This window comes from Neopararhizobium haloflavum, from assembly GCF_002750855.1.
GTDB lineage: Bacteria > Pseudomonadota > Alphaproteobacteria > Rhizobiales > Rhizobiaceae > Georhizobium > Georhizobium haloflavum.
In genome coordinates this window covers 1-16,541 of the sequence record NZ_NWUC01000002.1, presented here as the reverse complement: position 1 = coordinate 16,541, position 16,541 = coordinate 1, and the positions used below count along the sequence as shown (strand labels likewise).

Here is a 16,541-nt window from a genome sequence, read left to right as displayed (position 1 = left end):
CAAACTAACGCGAATCAGGTTTCGGATGTGGACGGCCCATTTTCGTCGCTAAGGTGAGCAGGCTCAAAAGCGCCGGGTCGCGGTTTCTCGGCGACCAGACGGCCGAAAATGGGATGGTTTCAGGCTCGTCACTGATTGGCAGGAAAATAACATTCGCTGTGTTGCCGACTGTGCTGTCCTCGACAAAAAGCGAGATGCCATGTCCGGCCGCGATCATCGCCAGCAGCGCCTCGCGCCCGACCTTACGACGCAGAATTGTCGGCACAGGCCATTTTCCGGCCGAACGCAGCACGATCAGATCGTGCACCTGTGGGCCGGTACCATGGTGGCGGATAAGGAAGGTTTCGTCGGCAAGCTGCCGCCATTCGACGTTCGATAGCTCCGCCAGCGGATGCTTCAATGGCAGCGCAACCATCAGCCGGTCCCGCCAGATGACGCGGGAGTTTAGGTCGGAGATTTCGTGAGCGCCGGCCATGAAGGCGACATCGAGCCGACCTTCACGCACCATGAATTGCGCATCCCGCGCCGTGCCTTCGGTGATGTGTAGACGAATGCCCGGATGCTTATCGTGAAAGCGTTCCAGTAGAAGATCCAGGAAGCACCCTGCCGTGAGGGCATGAACGCCGATCCGAATATCACCTTGCTCGCTGCGCGCATGCATCCCGGCCGTCTTGATCGCCCGGTCGAGAATACCCATGGCGTCATTGACCTGATCGACGAAACGGCGTCCGGCTTCGGTCATCCGAACGCCGCGCGTGTTGCGGTCAAAGAGGACGATTCCAAGGTCAGTTTCCAGCGCCTTGATCCGGGCGCTCACGCTCGACTGGCTAGTGCCCAGCGCCAGAGCGGCACGGTGGAAACTGAGATATTCCGCGACAGCGAGAGTCTGGATCAGGGCAACCATCGGGACATGGCTTCGAAGGATTGAAAGGCGAGAAGCTATTTCCGGTTCTTTTCTCTGCCTCCTTCGCATGTTGTTTACCGCCGAGCTGAAACGTCACACTTCAGCGGCGGAAGCGGAGTTCTTGAACAAGGAAAGGCTGTTGCAGCTACGAGTCCAACGACATGCGGTCACTTTGGATTCGCGCATCACGGCTGCCCCTCAGCAGTTACTTCATCGCGGCGTTCGCGGCGGTTTCTCGCGGGAATTTCGCTGTTGACCAGCCATAATGCGATGCCGATCAGAATGCCTCCGCAGGCCTGGAGCCAGGAGAGCGTGGCGCCAAGTATGAAATACGACAGGATCACCGTGAACAACGGGGCCAGGAACAGAAAGCCGCTCGTCTTCGTTGCGCCCCCCTTGTTCAACGCCACGAACCACAAACCGAAGGAGCCTGTTGAGGCGGGGATTGCGAGCCAGAAGAACCATCCCCACTGCTCCCTCGTGACGGATGCCGGCCAGTGCTCGCCTGTACCGTATGCAAGCCCCAAGACAGCGAGGGAGCCGATCAGCATCTGCCAGAAGCTCAGCCCCCATGGACCAAACGGCAGATTGGCGCGTTTGTTGATGATCGTAGCTGTCGCCCAGCAGAGGGCGGATGCAATACCGATGATTTCACCGAGCAAAGTGTCGCCACCGGAAAGCATGTCTGGTCCAAGACCAATGGCGAGTCCGACGCCGATGACGCCGAGGACAAGCCCGGTCAATCTTCCACGATGAAGTGTTTCGCCAAGAAAGAAACGGCCCAGCACGGCAACCCAGATAGGATTGGTGAAAAGTAAAATGGCGGCGGTCGATGCGGACACGAACTGCATTGCCCAGAAGAGCAGGCCCATGACCGCTGCCGTCTGGACCAGCCCAATAAGGATCACCAGAGCAATATCACGCAGGCTAGCTCGGCGCGGAAAAAGTACCTGTCTGAGGTTACCCTTGTCGAGGAGGACCAAAGGGAGGGTGGCGAGTGCTGCAACAAGGAAGCGCCATCCCACCAGAATCATGGGGTCGAAACCCTGCTGGATCAGGATTTTCCCTGCGACGAAGCTGGACCCCATCAGAAAGGTGGATGCAATCAGTATTATAAAGAATGGCACTTGAGATACCGGCGCAGGTCGCGTCCGCGTGGGCATGATTACGCTCCCTGGCTGGACGTGGTAAATTTCGTGATGAGTTCTGCAAGGAATTCGGGCGCGTCTTCCGGTAGGAAGTGTCCAGCGTCGGCGACGATCTCAAGGCGAGCGTTGGGCATAGCTTCCACAAGTCGCTGACCATAGGTAACGGACTGAAAAACATCGCGCTCGCCCCATATAACCATGGTGGGAACTGGCAGAGTCTCGATCGCACCCATCCGGGATGTAAGGTCTTCTGTACGGAGCGCTCGCGCTGCGCGGAGATAGGCCCCGCGTCCTTCAACCCCTCTAAAAGGACGCTCATAGGCATCAATCAGCGCTGTCGTCACTCGGTCGGCACGAACCATCCCGCGCGTCAGTCCTTTCGCGAACCCTTTCTTCAGGTCGAAGTCTGGCGCAGTGAGGATATCATCCCAGGCCGGCTCTTTGAGACGCGCAATGCCGGGTTCCGGGAAGGAATCGTAGGCGATTGTGTCAATAAGAACGAGACCAGCGATGACGTTCGGATTTGCAAGGGCTATCAGCTGGGCGACCCCGCCGCCGATGTCATGGCCGACGATGTATCCGCCTCGCCAACCGACCTCTTCAAGGGCATCAACGATGTAGCGCGCTTGGGCGGCAATGCCGAGATCGGCGTCAACCGGCTTATCGGAGTCGCCGTAGCCGAGAAGGTCAAAGACAGTAACCTCGAAGCCGGCTTCCACGAGACGAGGCGCAACCTCGCGCCAGAGAAAACCATGTGTAGGTATTCCATGCAGAAGTACTATCGATGGTCCCTGACCTGCCCGAGCCATCGACAGTCGATAGGGACCGACGGCTACAAAATTGCTCTTAAGTGGCGGGATGTTCATGGCCGTCCTTTCTTCGCCTCTGCCGAAACGTTTCGCCTTTAGCGCGACTGCCGCACCGATCCATCGAGCACCAGCGCCGCCGGGAACTGCGGGATGAGTCGAGGAAGAGCATTCGGCAGTCAGGCTGCTCACACGCCTTGATGCGTGTTCGTAGCGGGCTGCCGAGAAGATCGATTGCATCCCTCGCAATTGTTGCGAGCGCTGTCTGAAATGGATCGTCGGCAAACAGCTTCACGGTTGCCGACCTCGCATCGAGCTTCGGCACCGCCAATGGCAGTGCCGCCATTTCATTCAATGTTGCGACCGCCTCTGCGGGCAAATCGCGCTCGGCGGCAGCCGCATCGGCAACCGCCCATATCGCTTCCCGGAGCGTCTCAAGGTCAGATGTCTGCTCAGGGGAAAGCGCCAGCAACTCTTGGCTCAGACCAGCGTCGCGCAGCCAGCGAGCCGGTGCGCCTGATGGCGCCAGCACGTCTTGCGGCTCGGAAGCCCTACGACGGACGGTTGCCGGAAGATCCAGAGCAAGACGGCCGGAATTGAATCGGAATTCATCTACGTTGATCATACAAACCGTATAAACCGGTTTGTTAGGTTTATCAAGTTTTCTTTATCCGAGCGTCACCTGCCGACTAATCCCTGCACGCGGACATCCTGACTACGACGTGCGGAGCCACTTCCACGCTACGCCGCCTATGGGAGCACTGTCGCCGCGAACTCGTTCACGTCGCCTGCGGCGCACGCGACAGGGCGCGCCAGCAGCTTGCGCACAGCTTCGTCGTTCACTTGCCGCCGGTGACGTCCAGGAATGTACCGGTGATGAAAGACGCTTCGTCACTCGCCAGCCACACAATCGCGCGGGCGACTTCTTCGGGCTGACCACCCCTTCCCATGGGAATCGTGTCCCTGACCCGATCCACCCGTCCGGGTTCTCCGCCGCTGGCGTGCATCTCGGTATAGATGTGGCCGGGGCGAATGCAGCAGACGCGTATTCCCTCCCGCGCAACTTCCTTGGAGAAGCCGGTTGTGAATGTCTCGAGAGCACCCTTCGAGGCGGCGTAGTCGACATATTCGTTCGGGCTACCGAGCCGGGCCGATGCCGACGAAATGTTGATCACGACACCACCCCGCCCGCTGTGGCGGGTGGACATCCGTCTGACCGCCTGCTGGGCGCAGAGCATCGGACCGATCGCGTTGACCGCGAATATCCGCTGCATACGCTCGAAGCCGAGATTTTCCAGCCGGGATTGCTGTGCAATGATCCCGGCGTTGTTCACCAGCACATCGATCCGGCCAAACTCCCGGTCGATCGTGGAGAAAAGCTGGGTGATTTGCTCGGGGTCGGCACTGTCTGCCCGCACGGCCAAAGCCCTGCGCCCGGCGGCTTCCACATCGGCTGTGACCGCATGAGCCGCAGCCTCATTGGAAACAAAAGTGATGACGACATTATAGCCTTTGGCCGCGGCCAGCCGCGCAGTCGCAGCACCCACGCCACGGCTTCCTCCGGTTATCAACATCAGGGGTGCCTGCAAAACGGTATTCATTTTCTGGCCTTTCTCAGGGCGTTGAATGAGGCCGGTCAGGAGCCGGTCGGTTATTTGGGGTCAGTCAATTATGCGACAGTTGTGGCGTCGGCTGCCGGGCTTCGCAGATGGGAGCCTAGCGCCAGGACAAGCGGAATGATCGAAACCGCGGTGGCGGCCGCCGCAAGAACCCCGACCGTTCGGCTGCTGTGATCCGCGATTGCCCCATAAAGGATCGGGGCGAGACCCCCGGAGCCGATAACGCTCGTATAGAAGATTGCGAAAGCTCGACCTGTATCGCCGTCCGACAGTTCAGGCACAGTGCCGTAGAGCACCGACGATGTGCCGTTGAGAACAACGCCGAGCAGCGGCAACAGGATGAGCGTCAAGGGCAGCGGCGTGAACAGCGTCGCGACGATCAGCGAGGCGGTCATGGCCTCGGCCACCATCACGGTCCTGACGACGCCCAGCCTTACTCCAAGGCCGCCGAAAACTGCTTTCCCGAACGCGCCACCGATAAACAGTAGCGCAAGTGCGACACCAACCGTCGGTAGGCCACCACCGCGTCCCTGAACAAGAAAGGGAAGAAACAGCAGATACCCCATGCGGGTGGCGGTATCGAAGCCGCCGATCACTGTGAGAATACGAAAACCGCTGCGTCGGCGGCTGATGGTCCGCTGTCTCTTGCTTTCGGTGGCAGCAGAAACGGGCGGCACCAGCCGAACCAGGGTGAACATCAAAGCGGCCCCGAGCGTCGCCATCAGTCCCAGCACTGGTCGCCAGGTAAGAACCGTCAGCAGCAATGCGACAAGCGCCGGCAAGATGGCCTTTCCGAGATCGCCCGCGAAATTATAGATACCGAGAGGGCGTCGCGCGGCATCCCCATAACTTTCGGTCACAAGCAGAGACGCACGCGGGTGCTGAATGCTCGACCCAATGCCGGCCACAACGAGGCCGACGCAGAGCCCCGCCAGCCCCAGTGGCAGAGCCATGATCACAAGGCCGGCTACCGCGATAGCTGTGGAGAGGATCAGCGCTGCGCGTGGCGACCAACCGCTAAGGAGCCGATTGGCAGGTAGCTGAAGCCCGCCCATGGTCGCGTAATAGAGGGCACGGATAACGGCAAGAGCCGCATAGGACAGCCCGAACTGCGCCTGCCATACCGGCATGAAGGCATAGAGGGAGTCTGTGTAACCATCATGCAAGGCATGTGTGAGGCTCGCTCCGACAAGGCTACGTTTTTGATTATTCCATCGATTGCTGCGGTTCATCTCTCACTGTTCTGCCCGGAATGCTGTTTACCTTGCCATGTCTGGCCAACTTGTCATTCGACGGTATACGTGTGAGATTTCATCGACTAGTATGGTTTTGCTCACGCATATCGTTCGCTTTTCTCACGGTTTCAACATGCGCCATCTTCCTCCCTTAAATGCCCTGCGCATATTCGAAGTCGCTGCCCGGACAGGCAGCTATGCAGAGGCGGGAGCTGAACTCGGCCTCACCCATGGCGCGGTGAGCCGTCAGATCGCCGTATTGGAAGGCTGGTTGGGGCAGAAGCTGTTCGTGCGGGATGGTCGCCGCATGGTCGCTACGCCAACAGCGAAAATCTTCGCCGCAGAGGTCGGGCTTTCATTCGACCGTCTGTCTGTCGCAGCAGAAGCCTGCGGCCGCCCGAACGCGCGCCGCATCCTGCGCGTGAGCGCCCCGACCAGCCTCGCGATGCGCTGGCTCATTCCCCGGCTCGGTCGCTATCATGCCGATCACCCGCATGTCGGAGTCGTCGTCACGACCGTGTCCTGCGTGCAGGAAGAGTTGCGCGGCGGCGTGGATCTCTCGATCCGGCGTGGCGTTGCGCGGGATGATATCTGGCCCCAACACCATGTCGTTCCGGTGCTGGACGACGTGGATACGTTGATCATGAGCCCCGCGTTATTCGCCGAGCGCCCAATCCTCAAGCCTGCGGAAATTGAGGGACATACGCTGCTTGCTAGTGAAACGCGTCCCGGCGATTGGGTGAACTGGCTTGAAGCGGCAGAACTCCAGCATCTCGCCGGACTGTCGCGTCAGACATTTGACCACTTCTTCGTTGCCCGCCAGGCGGTGGAAGATGGGCTTGGCATCGGGATCGGCCCGCTTCCCATGCTTGATATCGACATTGCCAGCGGAAGGCTGATGACGCCTCTGCCAGACATTCGGGTGCCGAGAACGGGCTATGTCGCGGTTATCCCCCGTCAAGCCGATCCTGGAGACTTGGTTCGAGGTTTCGTTGACTGGCTGATCCACGAAGCGCGTGGCATGAAAAAGGGTGCTGCGGAATTTGGCCAAGCAGCCGAATAGAAGGCACTACAATCCAAGCCCACGTTGCCGTCCAAGCTGCCATGAGACCGATCCGCCCTGCACGATGGCCATGACTTCGCGGCCGAGCTGACGGTCGATGACCGGCCGCCACGGGACAAGCGTGAACTCATGGCTCTTCTCGATGAGCGCGAACTTGCCGCTGGTTAGCTGCACGGTGCTAGTGAACTTGCCGCTGACGGTTTCGCCGCCTGTGGCAGCGCGGAACGGCAGCGCCTTGCTTTCGGCCATCTCTGCACCGACGCGGGCCACCTCCCGCTCGCGCAGGTTGGCGAGAAGGTTGCGTCGGTAGAAGACGCGGCCATTCTGCTGGCGGGTGGCGTCGCCATGTTCGATATGATGGTCGCGCCGCTGGTCCATGGCCTCGCGCACCTGCTGGCCGAATCCGGTCGAAGCGAGATCCGATGCGTCGTTCGCCAGCATGCGCCGGTCGAGCCAGGTGGCGCCGTCAGCGCCGATCTGTTTTTCCAGATCGAAGGCGGAGAGGACGCGCACGCTGGCCTGCCGATTGCGGCCGGCATCATAGGCGGACGCACGGTTCTCGAAGTCTTCAGGGATACGCCATTGGTCGGCGTCGATCCGCTCGACGATCCCGGCCCGGCGTAGCGCCTCCAGCCGGCGCACATGGGCATCGACATAGGCTTCATAGTCGCCGCCGGGAACGCGGCCCTCAAACTTCGCCTGCTCCAGATGGCGGCTCGGCCGATAGACGCCATCCTCGGCGATGGCCGTGATGGTGCGGTCGGACGGTCGGGCCATCGTTTCGGCCGGGCCGATCTCGATCACGCTGCCTATCCGCGCATCCTCGACGCGAGCCGGGTCAATGCCGGGGACATGGTGCGTGCGGCCGTCGATGCCGTCCACCACGATAGTCAGGTTCTCGCCCATCTCGTCGGTCAGATATTTGTCAACGACGCGGCCAACGATCGGAGTCTCGGGCGGCCCGTCATGGATATGGAAGGTCATGGGATCGCGCTCCAGGCCATCGGCCTTCAGCGCCTTGTGCATGTTGCGGATGATGTCGCCGCGCTCGCCCAACTCGCGCAGGGTCGGCTCCATGCGTTCGCTCATTTCCCAGACGCCGGGCGCGTGCTCGGTGGCCAGCCCCATCTTCTCCAGCTTGGCGAGACGACGCAGGCGCAGGGTCCGGTTGAACTGGCGGCGCGGATCGTCGGGTTCGTGGCGCAGGTCGAGGAACCGTTCGTCCGCTTCTTCGGTCATCGCCCGGTCGATGCGGGTGAAGCGGTCCTGATCGACTTCGGCCGAGAGCTTGCGGCTCTGCTCGATCTCGGTCACGGGGCCAAGCTCCAGCGTGGTCAGCTCGCTTGCACGCTCTCGAATGCCGTTGGCGAGATAGTCGCCATTGATGACAAGGTTCTCGCCCAGATCGTCCTTGCCCCGGACGATGACATGCACATGGGGATGGCCGGTGTTGTAGTGGTTGACAGCGACCCAATCGAGCTTGGTGCCAAGGTCGGCCTCGACTTGTTTCATGAGGTCGCGGGTGTGGGCGGTCAGATCGGTCAGGTCCGCGCCGTCCTCCGGCGAGACAATGAACCGAAACTGATGCCGATCCTCCTTGCCGCGATCGAGGAAGGCGTCGCCATCGGCCCGGTCCTCGTTGGCCGAATAGAGCTGACCGCGCTCGCCGTCGCGCGAGGTGCCGTCACGCTGGATGTAGCGCAGATGGGCGGCGGCCTTGCCGTTCTTGCCGGCCTGTTGGACGTAGCGGGTTTTGACGACGACGCGCCGGATGCCGGGCGCGCTATGACGCCAGCCGCCTGACAGGGTGCGGGCGCGGACAAAGGATGCGCCACGGCCTCGCCGGACGCCGGGACCGCCAGTCGCGCGGGGCGCCTTGCCGCCCCCGGCGGGCGACTTCCCCGCCGAGCGCGATCCGAGACGCGACGAATATTTGGGATGGGCGTTGCTATGCTGGCGGGCGAGCTTCTTCGCTTGGGTGAGAAAGCTCTTGGCCTTGCCCGCCTTCGGCGTGTCGGACCGGATGCGGCCGGGCTTCACCCGGAAGCGGTTCTCGTCGTCGGCGCTCATGGACGCGCCTCCGGCCTGAATCCACGAAAATCGGGTGATCGGCGGCCATGGTGCCGGTCGAAACCCAGCAAAGCCAAGGCTTTGCGCAAGATCACGGCACGCGCCGTCCAAAAACAGGGTGCCGCTCGCGGTTCCCCTAACCAGTGTGCAGACAACAAGAATTTCCAGAACATTGGCGACGTGGTGCCATGTTCCTTTATCTTGCCCTCCGCACTTCCTTCCCTTTCTGCCCTTCCTCCCCGGAATCCAGCCAGGCGAAACCCCGCATGACTGGACACCGGAACGGCTCGCACGAAGCGCGGGAACGCCATCCTCATGGCGCTCCCCCGTCATCGGCGCGAGCCACGAAAATGCTGCCGTCCTGCGGCTCCGTGTCGGCGGCATCCCGCACCGGAACGGTTGCGCGAGTGCCGCCGGATTGCACGTCCGACGACGGCGCGGCGGCAGTCCGCGTGTCGGCCGAGCGCGCAACGAACAGCGGAGCCGCGCGCCAGTCGGGCGGCGGCGCTGGTGCTGGCGCGGGCGTTTCGGATACGACCGCGCCGCCGAGAACCGGCGCGAGCGCGGCGACATAGGCGCGTGTCTCGGCGGGCAAGGCGCGGCTGGTCGCGCGATGGTCATCGTAGCGGCCGGGACCGGCATTGTAGGCCGCGAGCATCGCCGCGACATTGCCGTAGCGATCCCACATTTCGCGCAGATAAGCCGCGCCCGCCAGAATGTTGTCGCGCGGGTCGTAGGGATCGCGGCCGAGGCCATGACGGACGCGCAGGCCCGCCCAGGTGTCAGGCATCACCTGCATCAATCCCATCGCCCCGGTCGAGGAGATCGCGCGCACGTCGCCCGCGCTCTCGGCGCGCAGCACGGCGCGAATCCAGTGCTCGGGAATGCCGAAACGCTGCGAGGCTTCGGTGATGAAGCCGGCATAGGGATCGGCGGCGAGGACGCGGGCGACCGGCGCGGTCTGTGCGACCGCAACGGTCGGTCCCATGCCAAGCGCGAGCAGCGCGGCCAGCAGGAAAACGGCGCAGAGCGATCCTGCCCTGTCTCCGCCACGACGCCAGCCTGCCAGCGTGCTCGCTGCGGTCAAGGGTGCGCGCGAAGCGCCGGCCGTTGGCCGCCCCTGACCTTCGCTGCGCGCGCCGGCCGTCCTGCGGTCGAGCGGGACGAAGGAATGAGCCCGCTTTTCCGCGAACAAAGGAATGGCCGGAACGCGCACCGATCAGCTCCGATCCTCGCGGGGCTTCTGCCGCTTCCACGACAGCCGGTAGGTGCGACCCTCATCGCCGGCCTGGAACAGCGCCGGACGAAACAGCGCGCCGAAAAGCGGGCTGTCGATCTCCAGCGCGATGTAATCCCCGGCGCGTTCGCCGTTGCGTTTCCACGCGGCGCCGATCTCCGGGCCGTCCTCGTCGTCGAGGTGGATGCGCCAGGCCGGTGCATTGTCGGCGTCGCCCGGCTCGATGTCGACGAGCACGATGGGTTCATCGATGCCGAACAGCCGGACGCGGCCGGCATAGCCGTTGGCGGTGGATTCAAAGATATTGTCAGGCATGGTCAGTCTCCTTGTGGTTTGGGGTGAAGTGACGCTTCAGAGCGCCGGCCATTGCGTGTGGGCGCGCCATTCGTAGCGGCCGTCGCCTTCTTCATCGGTCCAGAGCGGCAGCGCCCGGCCGATGACGGAACTTGCGGGGATGGGTCCGAAGTAACGGCCGTCGAGGCTGTCCTGGACCTCCCAATTCATGAGGAAGATTTCGCCGTCGCCGATGACGCGGCAGCCCTGCCAGATGGGCAATTCGCGGCCGATCCGGTCGCGTTGCAGTGCCTTGCCCATCTCCACGCCGTCCACCGTGATGGTGGATCGCACGCGGCATACGCGCTGTCCCGGCAGGCCGAGGACGCGCTTCAGAAGCGGCACGCCGCGCCCGACATAGCCGCGCCCGACCATGAAGTCGGCGAGCGGCTTGGGCGGCATCACGGCGACCAGCTCGGGCACCTCGATCCGGTCACCCGGCTCGACGGTGTAGAAGCCGATCGGCGCGCTGGCCGTGGCGTTCCAGATCAGTTTGGTGGGCGTTGGGATGAACGATGCGATGGCGACGCCCATCGCCGCGAAATACGTCACCATGACGTAGCCGAACCGGGTCATGGCGCGATCCTCCGACGCCCGATCCACGCCGCATGTCGCTCCGGCGTGTAGGCATGTGGTTCCAGACCGGCGATCAGCCGGTTGTGGACGTGCCGCCAGTGATCCGGCGCGGCGTCGGCCGGATCGAGGCCGAGCGCCTCCACCGCGTCGATGGCGGCCAGCACGCGCTGAACCTTCCCCCAGCTATCGAGGCGCAACAGGATGTCACCGCCGGGGCGCACGAAGGGCAGCGTCTGGAAGGGTTCGCCGCGGCCGATGGCGCGCACGATGTCGATGCGTGAGACGACAGTGCCATGTTCGCCGGAAGCCCAGCGGACGAAGGCGAAGACGCTCTCGGGCGAGAAGCCGACGATACTGCGGCGGCGGTCGATGATCTGTTCGTAGCTCTTGCGGCCGAAGCGTATCCAGCGCTCGACCTTGCGCTTGTCGAAGGTCAGCTCGACCAATGTGGTGAAGGGCGCAGGCCCGTCCGGCAACGGACGGCCGTGCGAGCGGCGGGCCGCGTTGCCGGTCATGTCGGATCTCCTTCGGTGGTTGGAAATTCGCGGGCGAGCAGGTCACGCAGCATGTCGGCGACGGTGATGCCGCGCCGGAACGCCGCGACCTTGATGCGCCCGCGCAGTTCGGGCGTGATGTCGATGGTCAGGCGGGCGGTGAACGCTTCGCCGGCCGCCTTGCCGCTTGGCGGAGCTTCGGCCGCCCTGACCCAGCTTTCGGCATTGCCCGGCCGGGAGGCGAAGTCGGATTTGCGGGGAGCGCGGCTCATGGAGCAGCTCTCCCGACGCCGAGACGGTCGATCTCGGCGGCCAGCGCCACGATCTCGCGCGCAGCCGGGCTGCCGTCGTCGATCTCGGAAGCGAGCCGCCCGGACTGCGCGGCATCGGCGAAGACGACGCGCTGGCCGATGGTGGCGGCGAGCAAGGGCGGATCGTGGTCGGCCAGCGTCTCGGCCGTCTCGCGAGCAATGACGGTGCGCGCGCCGCAACGGTTGAGCACGAAGCGCGCCCCCAACTCGGGCCGGTAGATGCGCGCCTCCTTCAGAAGCGCCAGCATCTCGGCCGAGGCCCAGCCGTCGAAGGGGGACGGCTGCACCGGCATCAGCACCAGATCGGCGGCGAGCAGCGCCGAGCGCATGAGACCGGCGACGCGGGGCGGCCCGTCGATGACGACGAGATCGGCGTCACGCGCCAGCTCCGGGGCTTCGCGGTGCAAGGTGTCGCGGGCCAGGCCGACGACACTGAACAGCCTCGGCAGGCCCTCATGGCTGCGCGTCTGCGACCAGTCGAGCGCGGAGCCTTGCGGGTCGGCGTCGATCAGGATGACGCGCCGTCCCTGAGCGGCCCAGGCTCCGGCGAGATGCAGGGCGAGCGTGGTCTTGCCGACGCCGCCCTTCTGGTTGAGGAGCGCGACAATCATGGCGCACCTCGGTGGCCGGAACCAGCACTGGCACCGGCACCATGGATCGCGTGCGCGCGCGTCAAAGAAGAAGAGTTAGATTCTTTGTTAGATTCTTCTATAGAGTCCGGCGTGCGATTTGCGCCTAATGTCCCGATACTGCGTGCGCCTAATGTCCCGATAGGATTCACATGGTTATCCACAGGCACTGTGGATAGATTTTCGGGCAGAAAACGCAGCAGTTCGCGCCCGTCTTCCCATTCGGTCAGGAGCAGGTATCCGGGCAGCGACTGACGAGCCGCGATCCGCCGCAGGTCGAGCGCGAAGTCGGATGGTCGCGCTGCGCTGCCGGATTTCTGATGAAGGTGGGAAATCTCGAACGCCCAGCCCTCGGGCTGGCGCCCGGCGTGTTTGCGGGCGACGCGGTAAAGCCAGCGTTCGATCCCGCCCGTCAGCCGGAAATAGGCCGGGTCGATGGTCAGGACCAGCGAGCGGTCGCTGACGCTGTTGTAGAACCATTCGGGCAGGACGAATTCCATGCCTTCGACGCGGCCGGCGCGCGTCGTCATCTCTTCCCATTCGTTGATCCATGAGAATTGCCGCCGCCGCCAATGCTTGCCGTTGCGGATGGTGGTGGCGATGACGGTGGATTGCAGGCGCGCAAGCGCGGCCTTGAGCAACAGATATTCCCGATTGCCGGTAGCTCGTCCGATCGAGCGCAGAAGCTGATAAGGCATGAAGCGGAAGAACCGCGACGTGGGGATGCCGTTGTTCCCGGCCGCGACGATCTGCGAAGCGGCCCAGATCAGCACATCGGCGTCCCAGATCGTCGCCATGCCATGTTCGGGCATGGCGAATACCTGCACCTCGACATCGGCGGCCCGGTAGAGGATCGGCGTGGTGCGGGGGCGCTTCGCCAGCGAGAAGAAGGGCCGTTCCATCAAATCGCGCTGGTCGCGCGGGGCGGCGTCGCCGGTCGCCACGATGAACGGGTCCAGGCGGGTGCGCTCACTGTCTTCGCTCGGCTGTGCGGGTCTGGGGTCGTCGTCGCGCAGCATTTACAGTTCGTCCCGCTCTTGCGGCGTCAGCGGGCGAGCGGCGAAGACCGTGCCGGTATTCTTGTCGCTGGTGGATTTGCGGGTGCCGATGGCGCTCCATGCTTCCAGATCGCGCAGGGCGTAGAGGACGCGGCCGCCGATCTTGCGGTAGGTCGGGCCGGTGCCATAGGTGCGGTGCTTTTCTAAAGTGCGGATGGACAGGCCGAGGAAGCGTGCGGCTTCCTTTGTGCGCAAAAGGCGCGGTGGCAGGTCCGGATTGCGAACGGCCATGGGGAATCACCTCGTAATTCGTCAGACAGGCGGCTGCCGAAGCGACAGCGGGCTGTGGCGAACGATGGCGAGGGATCGGCGGCCTGTAGCGTGCCGCATTTGCGCCTATGCGCTGGCGGCACCCCCTGACGGGTGATAGTCAGCCGGAAAAGGCGAGATATTTCAGCGTTTCACCGCCTGCGGCGCGGATTCGGTCAAGACAATTGCGCACGCATCGGCTAAGGGTGAAAGCGGAGCAGACGCGCTGCTCCGGGGCGTCGAAACCCCTGACTAGTGGTTGTTGCCGGCCGTAACGGCAACGCACTCCTTGACCTATGGTCGGGGAGCCTGTGGCGTATACAACAGGCTTTCCGAGCTAAAGGCCATGGGGCCGTCTAGTCACGGTTTCGAACTCCCCGATCACCAGGAGTCAGAGAGTCTTATCTGCGGGGGCGCACCGCAGGCACTCTTCTGAAGAAAGGGGAATGACGATGCGGGTTCCTGTCGAACTTGATCCCGATGTGGACGACATCGCGCCGACTGGCGACGAGATCACCACCTATGACGAACGGCATTTCGTGACCTATCTGCGCCTTCTCGATGCGAAGGCCGAAAATGCGGACTGGAAGGAAGTGGCGCGAATCGTGCTGCACCGCGATCCGGTCGCCGAAGAACTGCGGACACGGCGATGCTGGCAAAGCCATCTGGAACGGGCACAATGGCTCTCACGCGAGGGCTACAAACGGATTTTGGAACAGGCTGCCGCCAATAAGGCGTGACGCTCGGTATCGTCGGCAACCGCAAATACTGGCTGGATTCAGGTTTTGCCGGGTTTGATCGGATAATGCAGCAGCAGGCGATAGCCGCCGCGCATCATCCTGATGCCGTGGGCGACGAGGCGACGGGCTTTGTTCTTGGCTGGATCGCCTTCGAAATCCTCCTTCGTGCCGTGGAAGCCGAGCAGGACTTCGGCGATGGCGCGATAGCTCTCACCGCGCAGACGAGCATCAAGCGCGCGCAGGGACAGGATGTGCCATTCCCGGAGCTGGTCGGGAAGGATGCCGATAGGCGGTCCCGGCGGTCGCCGGGTGAGAGATCGCCAGAGACGGCGTGCGGCATGGGCGCGAAGCTCCAGAAATGAATCCATCGGCAAGGTCACGGCATAGAAGGCTGCGGCGTCGGGCACCGCGTCCGGCAACCAGAACTGGTGCGCGACGTTGCCCACCTGCCAGACGCCATGCCAGCCATCGGCGGCGCGGCGCAGATCGAGACCATCGAGATGGGCGAGAGCGACCAGCGGCTCGGTTTCTACGGCCTCCTGTTCGACAGGCGACAGCATGACCGCCTGCGGCTGAAGGCGCGGAGACCAGAACGGGGTATGGCTATCAGGCGATGCGTCGGGGTCGCTTGCGAAATCGCAACCCCCAGCGCTGCGCGAACCGCTCCAATTGCCGCGCGCCGGGTTCTCCGGTCAGGGCAATGGCGTTGAAGTCATGGCGATACTCATCGTTGCGACGAAGATATTCCCAGGCGAAACCGGCGGCGGGCAAATTCTTGGTGTGCTTGTAAGCCGCCGGAACACGCCAGTCGATGCTAAGCATGGCGTCTCTCCCAATGGCGGGTCGCACAAGGCAGACCCGAACTGGAAGCCTGCTGGATGTCAGGCGGCGACTGTAGCTGCGCCAAGGGTATAAGTGGTGTCGGTAACTCGATAAATTCCTTAGTTATTTTTGTCTTAACAGTGGTTATCTGGATTCGCGAGCCGGGCCTAGCCCGGCGAGCGGCGGCCGTGTCCCCGGCATGGCCGCACCGCCGATCCGCTGAGCCGGATCGGCGAAAAATTGGGCAATCTGAAAGCCTGAAAAGCGGAAATCCGTAGAGCCGGTTTTCCGGCTCTACGGCTTGGCGGTCATCGGGCCTTGAGGCGCTGCATGCCTTCGGCCAGCGTCCAGAGCGCGCGATTGAGGGTCACGTTCTGGTCGATGCCGTTGATAGCGCGGGTCTGGCTGCGGCGAATACGGCCGTCCGAAGTCTGGCGGCGTCCATGCAATCCGCCCCTTATCATGTTCTCCTGAATGGTGTTGTAGGTCATCCAAAGACTTTGCCCGACATCCTCGCGGCGGCGCGGCTGGATGATCTGATCCGGGCGAACGGGGCTTTCTTCTTCGCCGTAGCGGGCGACAAGGCTCGCCTCCGCCAGAACGCGGCGCTCATCTTCGCCAAGCTGGATTTCCTTCATGGTCTCGCTGGCGTCGATCAGCCGGGGGAAGTCCTCCGCGACGGTATAGACGCCTTCGATAATGTCATGCTGGATACTTCCCTTGTGGGGAACGCGCACGTCCTCGAACCGCTCGCCCGCCACTAGGCTGTTGGTGCAGACGAAACGCAACATTCCGGCGAACATCTGATAGCTGCTGGTTCCGTCATGGGAATTGACGATGATGACTTCCGCCGCCTCCTGCTTGCCGATGCCGTCATCCCGGCGCAGGCGCAGCATATGCTTGGCGTGGCCGTGGCGGCTGCCGTCGCGTGGGACCGACTGCACGGCGAAGAACGGGAACCATCCTTCCCGGCGCAACCCCTCCACAATGTCAATGGTGGGAACATAGACGTAACGCTCCGACCGGCTGTCATGGGCCTCGCGGGCGAAGATCGAGGGGACGTGCCGATAAAGCGCCTCGTTGTCGAGCGCTTCGCGCCCGCTGATCTGATGGCTGTTGCGGCCGAACCGGGTGGCAAGGTGATGATAGGTCATGATCTTGATCCTTATGGGTCTGGGTTGGAGCGCAGCGCTGCGCTGCAACCCTGGCCGTCGCCGAGACCGGGGGGTGCAAGGCGCAAGGGCGGA

General features: G+C 63.2%; 20 protein-coding genes. 2 read left to right on the top strand and 18 right to left on the bottom strand.

Features of this window, described 5'->3' with window-relative positions:
- Positions 1-4 precede the first annotated feature (4 nt).
- The 6 genes from CN673_RS04450 to CN673_RS04425 form a co-directional block, all read right to left on the bottom strand.
- A complete protein-coding gene (locus CN673_RS04450; protein ID WP_198585894.1) occupies positions 5-904 on the bottom strand; it encodes a LysR family transcriptional regulator in 900 nt (299 codons plus the stop codon).
- 185 nt (positions 905-1,089) lie between these two features.
- On the bottom strand, positions 1,090-2,067 hold the full coding sequence (locus tag CN673_RS04445; protein ID WP_030091831.1) for a DMT family transporter: 978 nt from the start codon (positions 2,065-2,067) through the stop codon (positions 1,090-1,092).
- 2 nt (positions 2,068-2,069) lie between these two features.
- A complete protein-coding gene (locus CN673_RS04440) occupies positions 2,070-2,918 on the bottom strand; it encodes an alpha/beta fold hydrolase (protein WP_081876278.1) in 849 nt (282 codons plus the stop codon).
- The gene (locus CN673_RS04435) at positions 2,899-3,483 is read right to left on the bottom strand and encodes a CGNR zinc finger domain-containing protein (RefSeq protein ID WP_081876279.1); all 585 of its coding nucleotides are present in this window, start codon (positions 3,481-3,483) and stop codon (positions 2,899-2,901) included. Before CN673_RS04435 ends, CN673_RS04440 begins: the two co-directional genes overlap by 20 nt.
- Before the next feature lie 214 nt (positions 3,484-3,697).
- Positions 3,698-4,459, bottom strand: coding sequence for a glucose 1-dehydrogenase (locus tag CN673_RS04430; protein ID WP_030091833.1), 762 nt, complete (start codon positions 4,457-4,459; stop codon positions 3,698-3,700).
- A 68-nt stretch (positions 4,460-4,527) separates the two neighbouring features.
- Entirely contained in the window at positions 4,528-5,709 is a 1,182-nt protein-coding gene (locus CN673_RS04425) for an MFS transporter (protein WP_030091834.1), read from the bottom strand.
- Here CN673_RS04425 and CN673_RS04420 point away from each other — a divergent pair.
- On the top strand, positions 5,696-6,775 hold the full coding sequence (locus tag CN673_RS04420) for a LysR substrate-binding domain-containing protein (protein WP_245409785.1): 1,080 nt from the start codon (positions 5,696-5,698) through the stop codon (positions 6,773-6,775). The genes CN673_RS04425 and CN673_RS04420 overlap by 14 nt on opposite strands.
- A gap of 6 nt (positions 6,776-6,781) precedes the next feature.
- Here CN673_RS04420 and CN673_RS21075 read toward each other — a convergent pair whose 3' ends face one another.
- From CN673_RS21075 to CN673_RS04375, 9 genes are all read right to left on the bottom strand, one after another.
- Positions 6,782-8,287 (bottom strand): DUF3363 domain-containing protein, encoded by a 1,506-nt coding sequence (locus CN673_RS21075; RefSeq protein WP_503128220.1) that lies wholly within the window; start codon positions 8,285-8,287, stop codon positions 6,782-6,784.
- 871 nt (positions 8,288-9,158) lie between these two features.
- A complete protein-coding gene (locus tag CN673_RS04410) occupies positions 9,159-10,061 on the bottom strand; it encodes a lytic transglycosylase domain-containing protein (protein ID WP_030092765.1) in 903 nt (300 codons plus the stop codon).
- A 3-nt stretch (positions 10,062-10,064) separates the two neighbouring features.
- Positions 10,065-10,397 carry a DUF736 domain-containing protein gene (locus CN673_RS04405; protein WP_030092764.1) on the bottom strand — a complete coding sequence of 111 codons (333 nt, stop codon included), beginning with the start codon at positions 10,395-10,397 and terminating at the stop codon, positions 10,065-10,067.
- A gap of 36 nt (positions 10,398-10,433) precedes the next feature.
- Positions 10,434-10,991: a S26 family signal peptidase gene (locus CN673_RS04400; RefSeq protein WP_030092763.1), complete on the bottom strand. Its 558-nt coding sequence runs from the start codon at positions 10,989-10,991 to the stop codon at positions 10,434-10,436.
- Positions 10,988-11,506 carry a DUF2840 domain-containing protein gene (locus CN673_RS04395; protein ID WP_030092762.1) on the bottom strand — a complete coding sequence of 173 codons (519 nt, stop codon included), beginning with the start codon at positions 11,504-11,506 and terminating at the stop codon, positions 10,988-10,990. Before CN673_RS04395 ends, CN673_RS04400 begins: the two co-directional genes overlap by 4 nt.
- On the bottom strand, positions 11,503-11,757 hold the full coding sequence (locus tag CN673_RS04390) for a hypothetical protein (protein ID WP_030092761.1): 255 nt from the start codon (positions 11,755-11,757) through the stop codon (positions 11,503-11,505). Before CN673_RS04390 ends, CN673_RS04395 begins: the two co-directional genes overlap by 4 nt.
- On the bottom strand, positions 11,754-12,407 hold the full coding sequence (parA, locus tag CN673_RS04385; RefSeq protein ID WP_030092760.1) for a ParA family partition ATPase: 654 nt from the start codon (positions 12,405-12,407) through the stop codon (positions 11,754-11,756). The genes CN673_RS04390 and parA overlap by 4 nt, the downstream gene beginning before the upstream one ends.
- Positions 12,404-13,444, bottom strand: a complete 1,041-nt coding sequence (locus tag CN673_RS04380) for a replication initiator protein A (RefSeq protein WP_030092759.1) — start codon at positions 13,442-13,444, stop codon at positions 12,404-12,406. Before CN673_RS04380 ends, parA begins: the two co-directional genes overlap by 4 nt.
- Positions 13,445-13,714: a helix-turn-helix transcriptional regulator gene (locus CN673_RS04375; protein WP_030092758.1), complete on the bottom strand. Its 270-nt coding sequence runs from the start codon at positions 13,712-13,714 to the stop codon at positions 13,445-13,447.
- 470 nt (positions 13,715-14,184) lie between these two features.
- On the opposite strand from CN673_RS04375, the gene CN673_RS04370 reads away from it, so the two are divergent.
- Entirely contained in the window at positions 14,185-14,472 is a 288-nt protein-coding gene (locus CN673_RS04370; RefSeq protein ID WP_030092757.1) for a DNA -binding domain-containing protein, read from the top strand.
- Between the two features lie 38 nt (positions 14,473-14,510).
- Here CN673_RS04370 and CN673_RS04365 read toward each other — a convergent pair whose 3' ends face one another.
- From CN673_RS04365 to CN673_RS04355, 3 genes are all read right to left on the bottom strand, one after another.
- Positions 14,511-15,032 carry a DUF2285 domain-containing protein gene (locus tag CN673_RS04365; RefSeq protein ID WP_030092756.1) on the bottom strand — a complete coding sequence of 174 codons (522 nt, stop codon included), beginning with the start codon at positions 15,030-15,032 and terminating at the stop codon, positions 14,511-14,513.
- 46 nt (positions 15,033-15,078) lie between these two features.
- Entirely contained in the window at positions 15,079-15,294 is a 216-nt protein-coding gene (locus CN673_RS04360) for a transcriptional regulator domain-containing protein (protein WP_081876353.1), read from the bottom strand.
- 308 nt (positions 15,295-15,602) lie between these two features.
- Positions 15,603-16,448, bottom strand: coding sequence for a DUF932 domain-containing protein (locus CN673_RS04355; RefSeq protein WP_099865077.1), 846 nt, complete (start codon positions 16,446-16,448; stop codon positions 15,603-15,605).
- Positions 16,449-16,541: the final 93 nt, after the last annotated feature.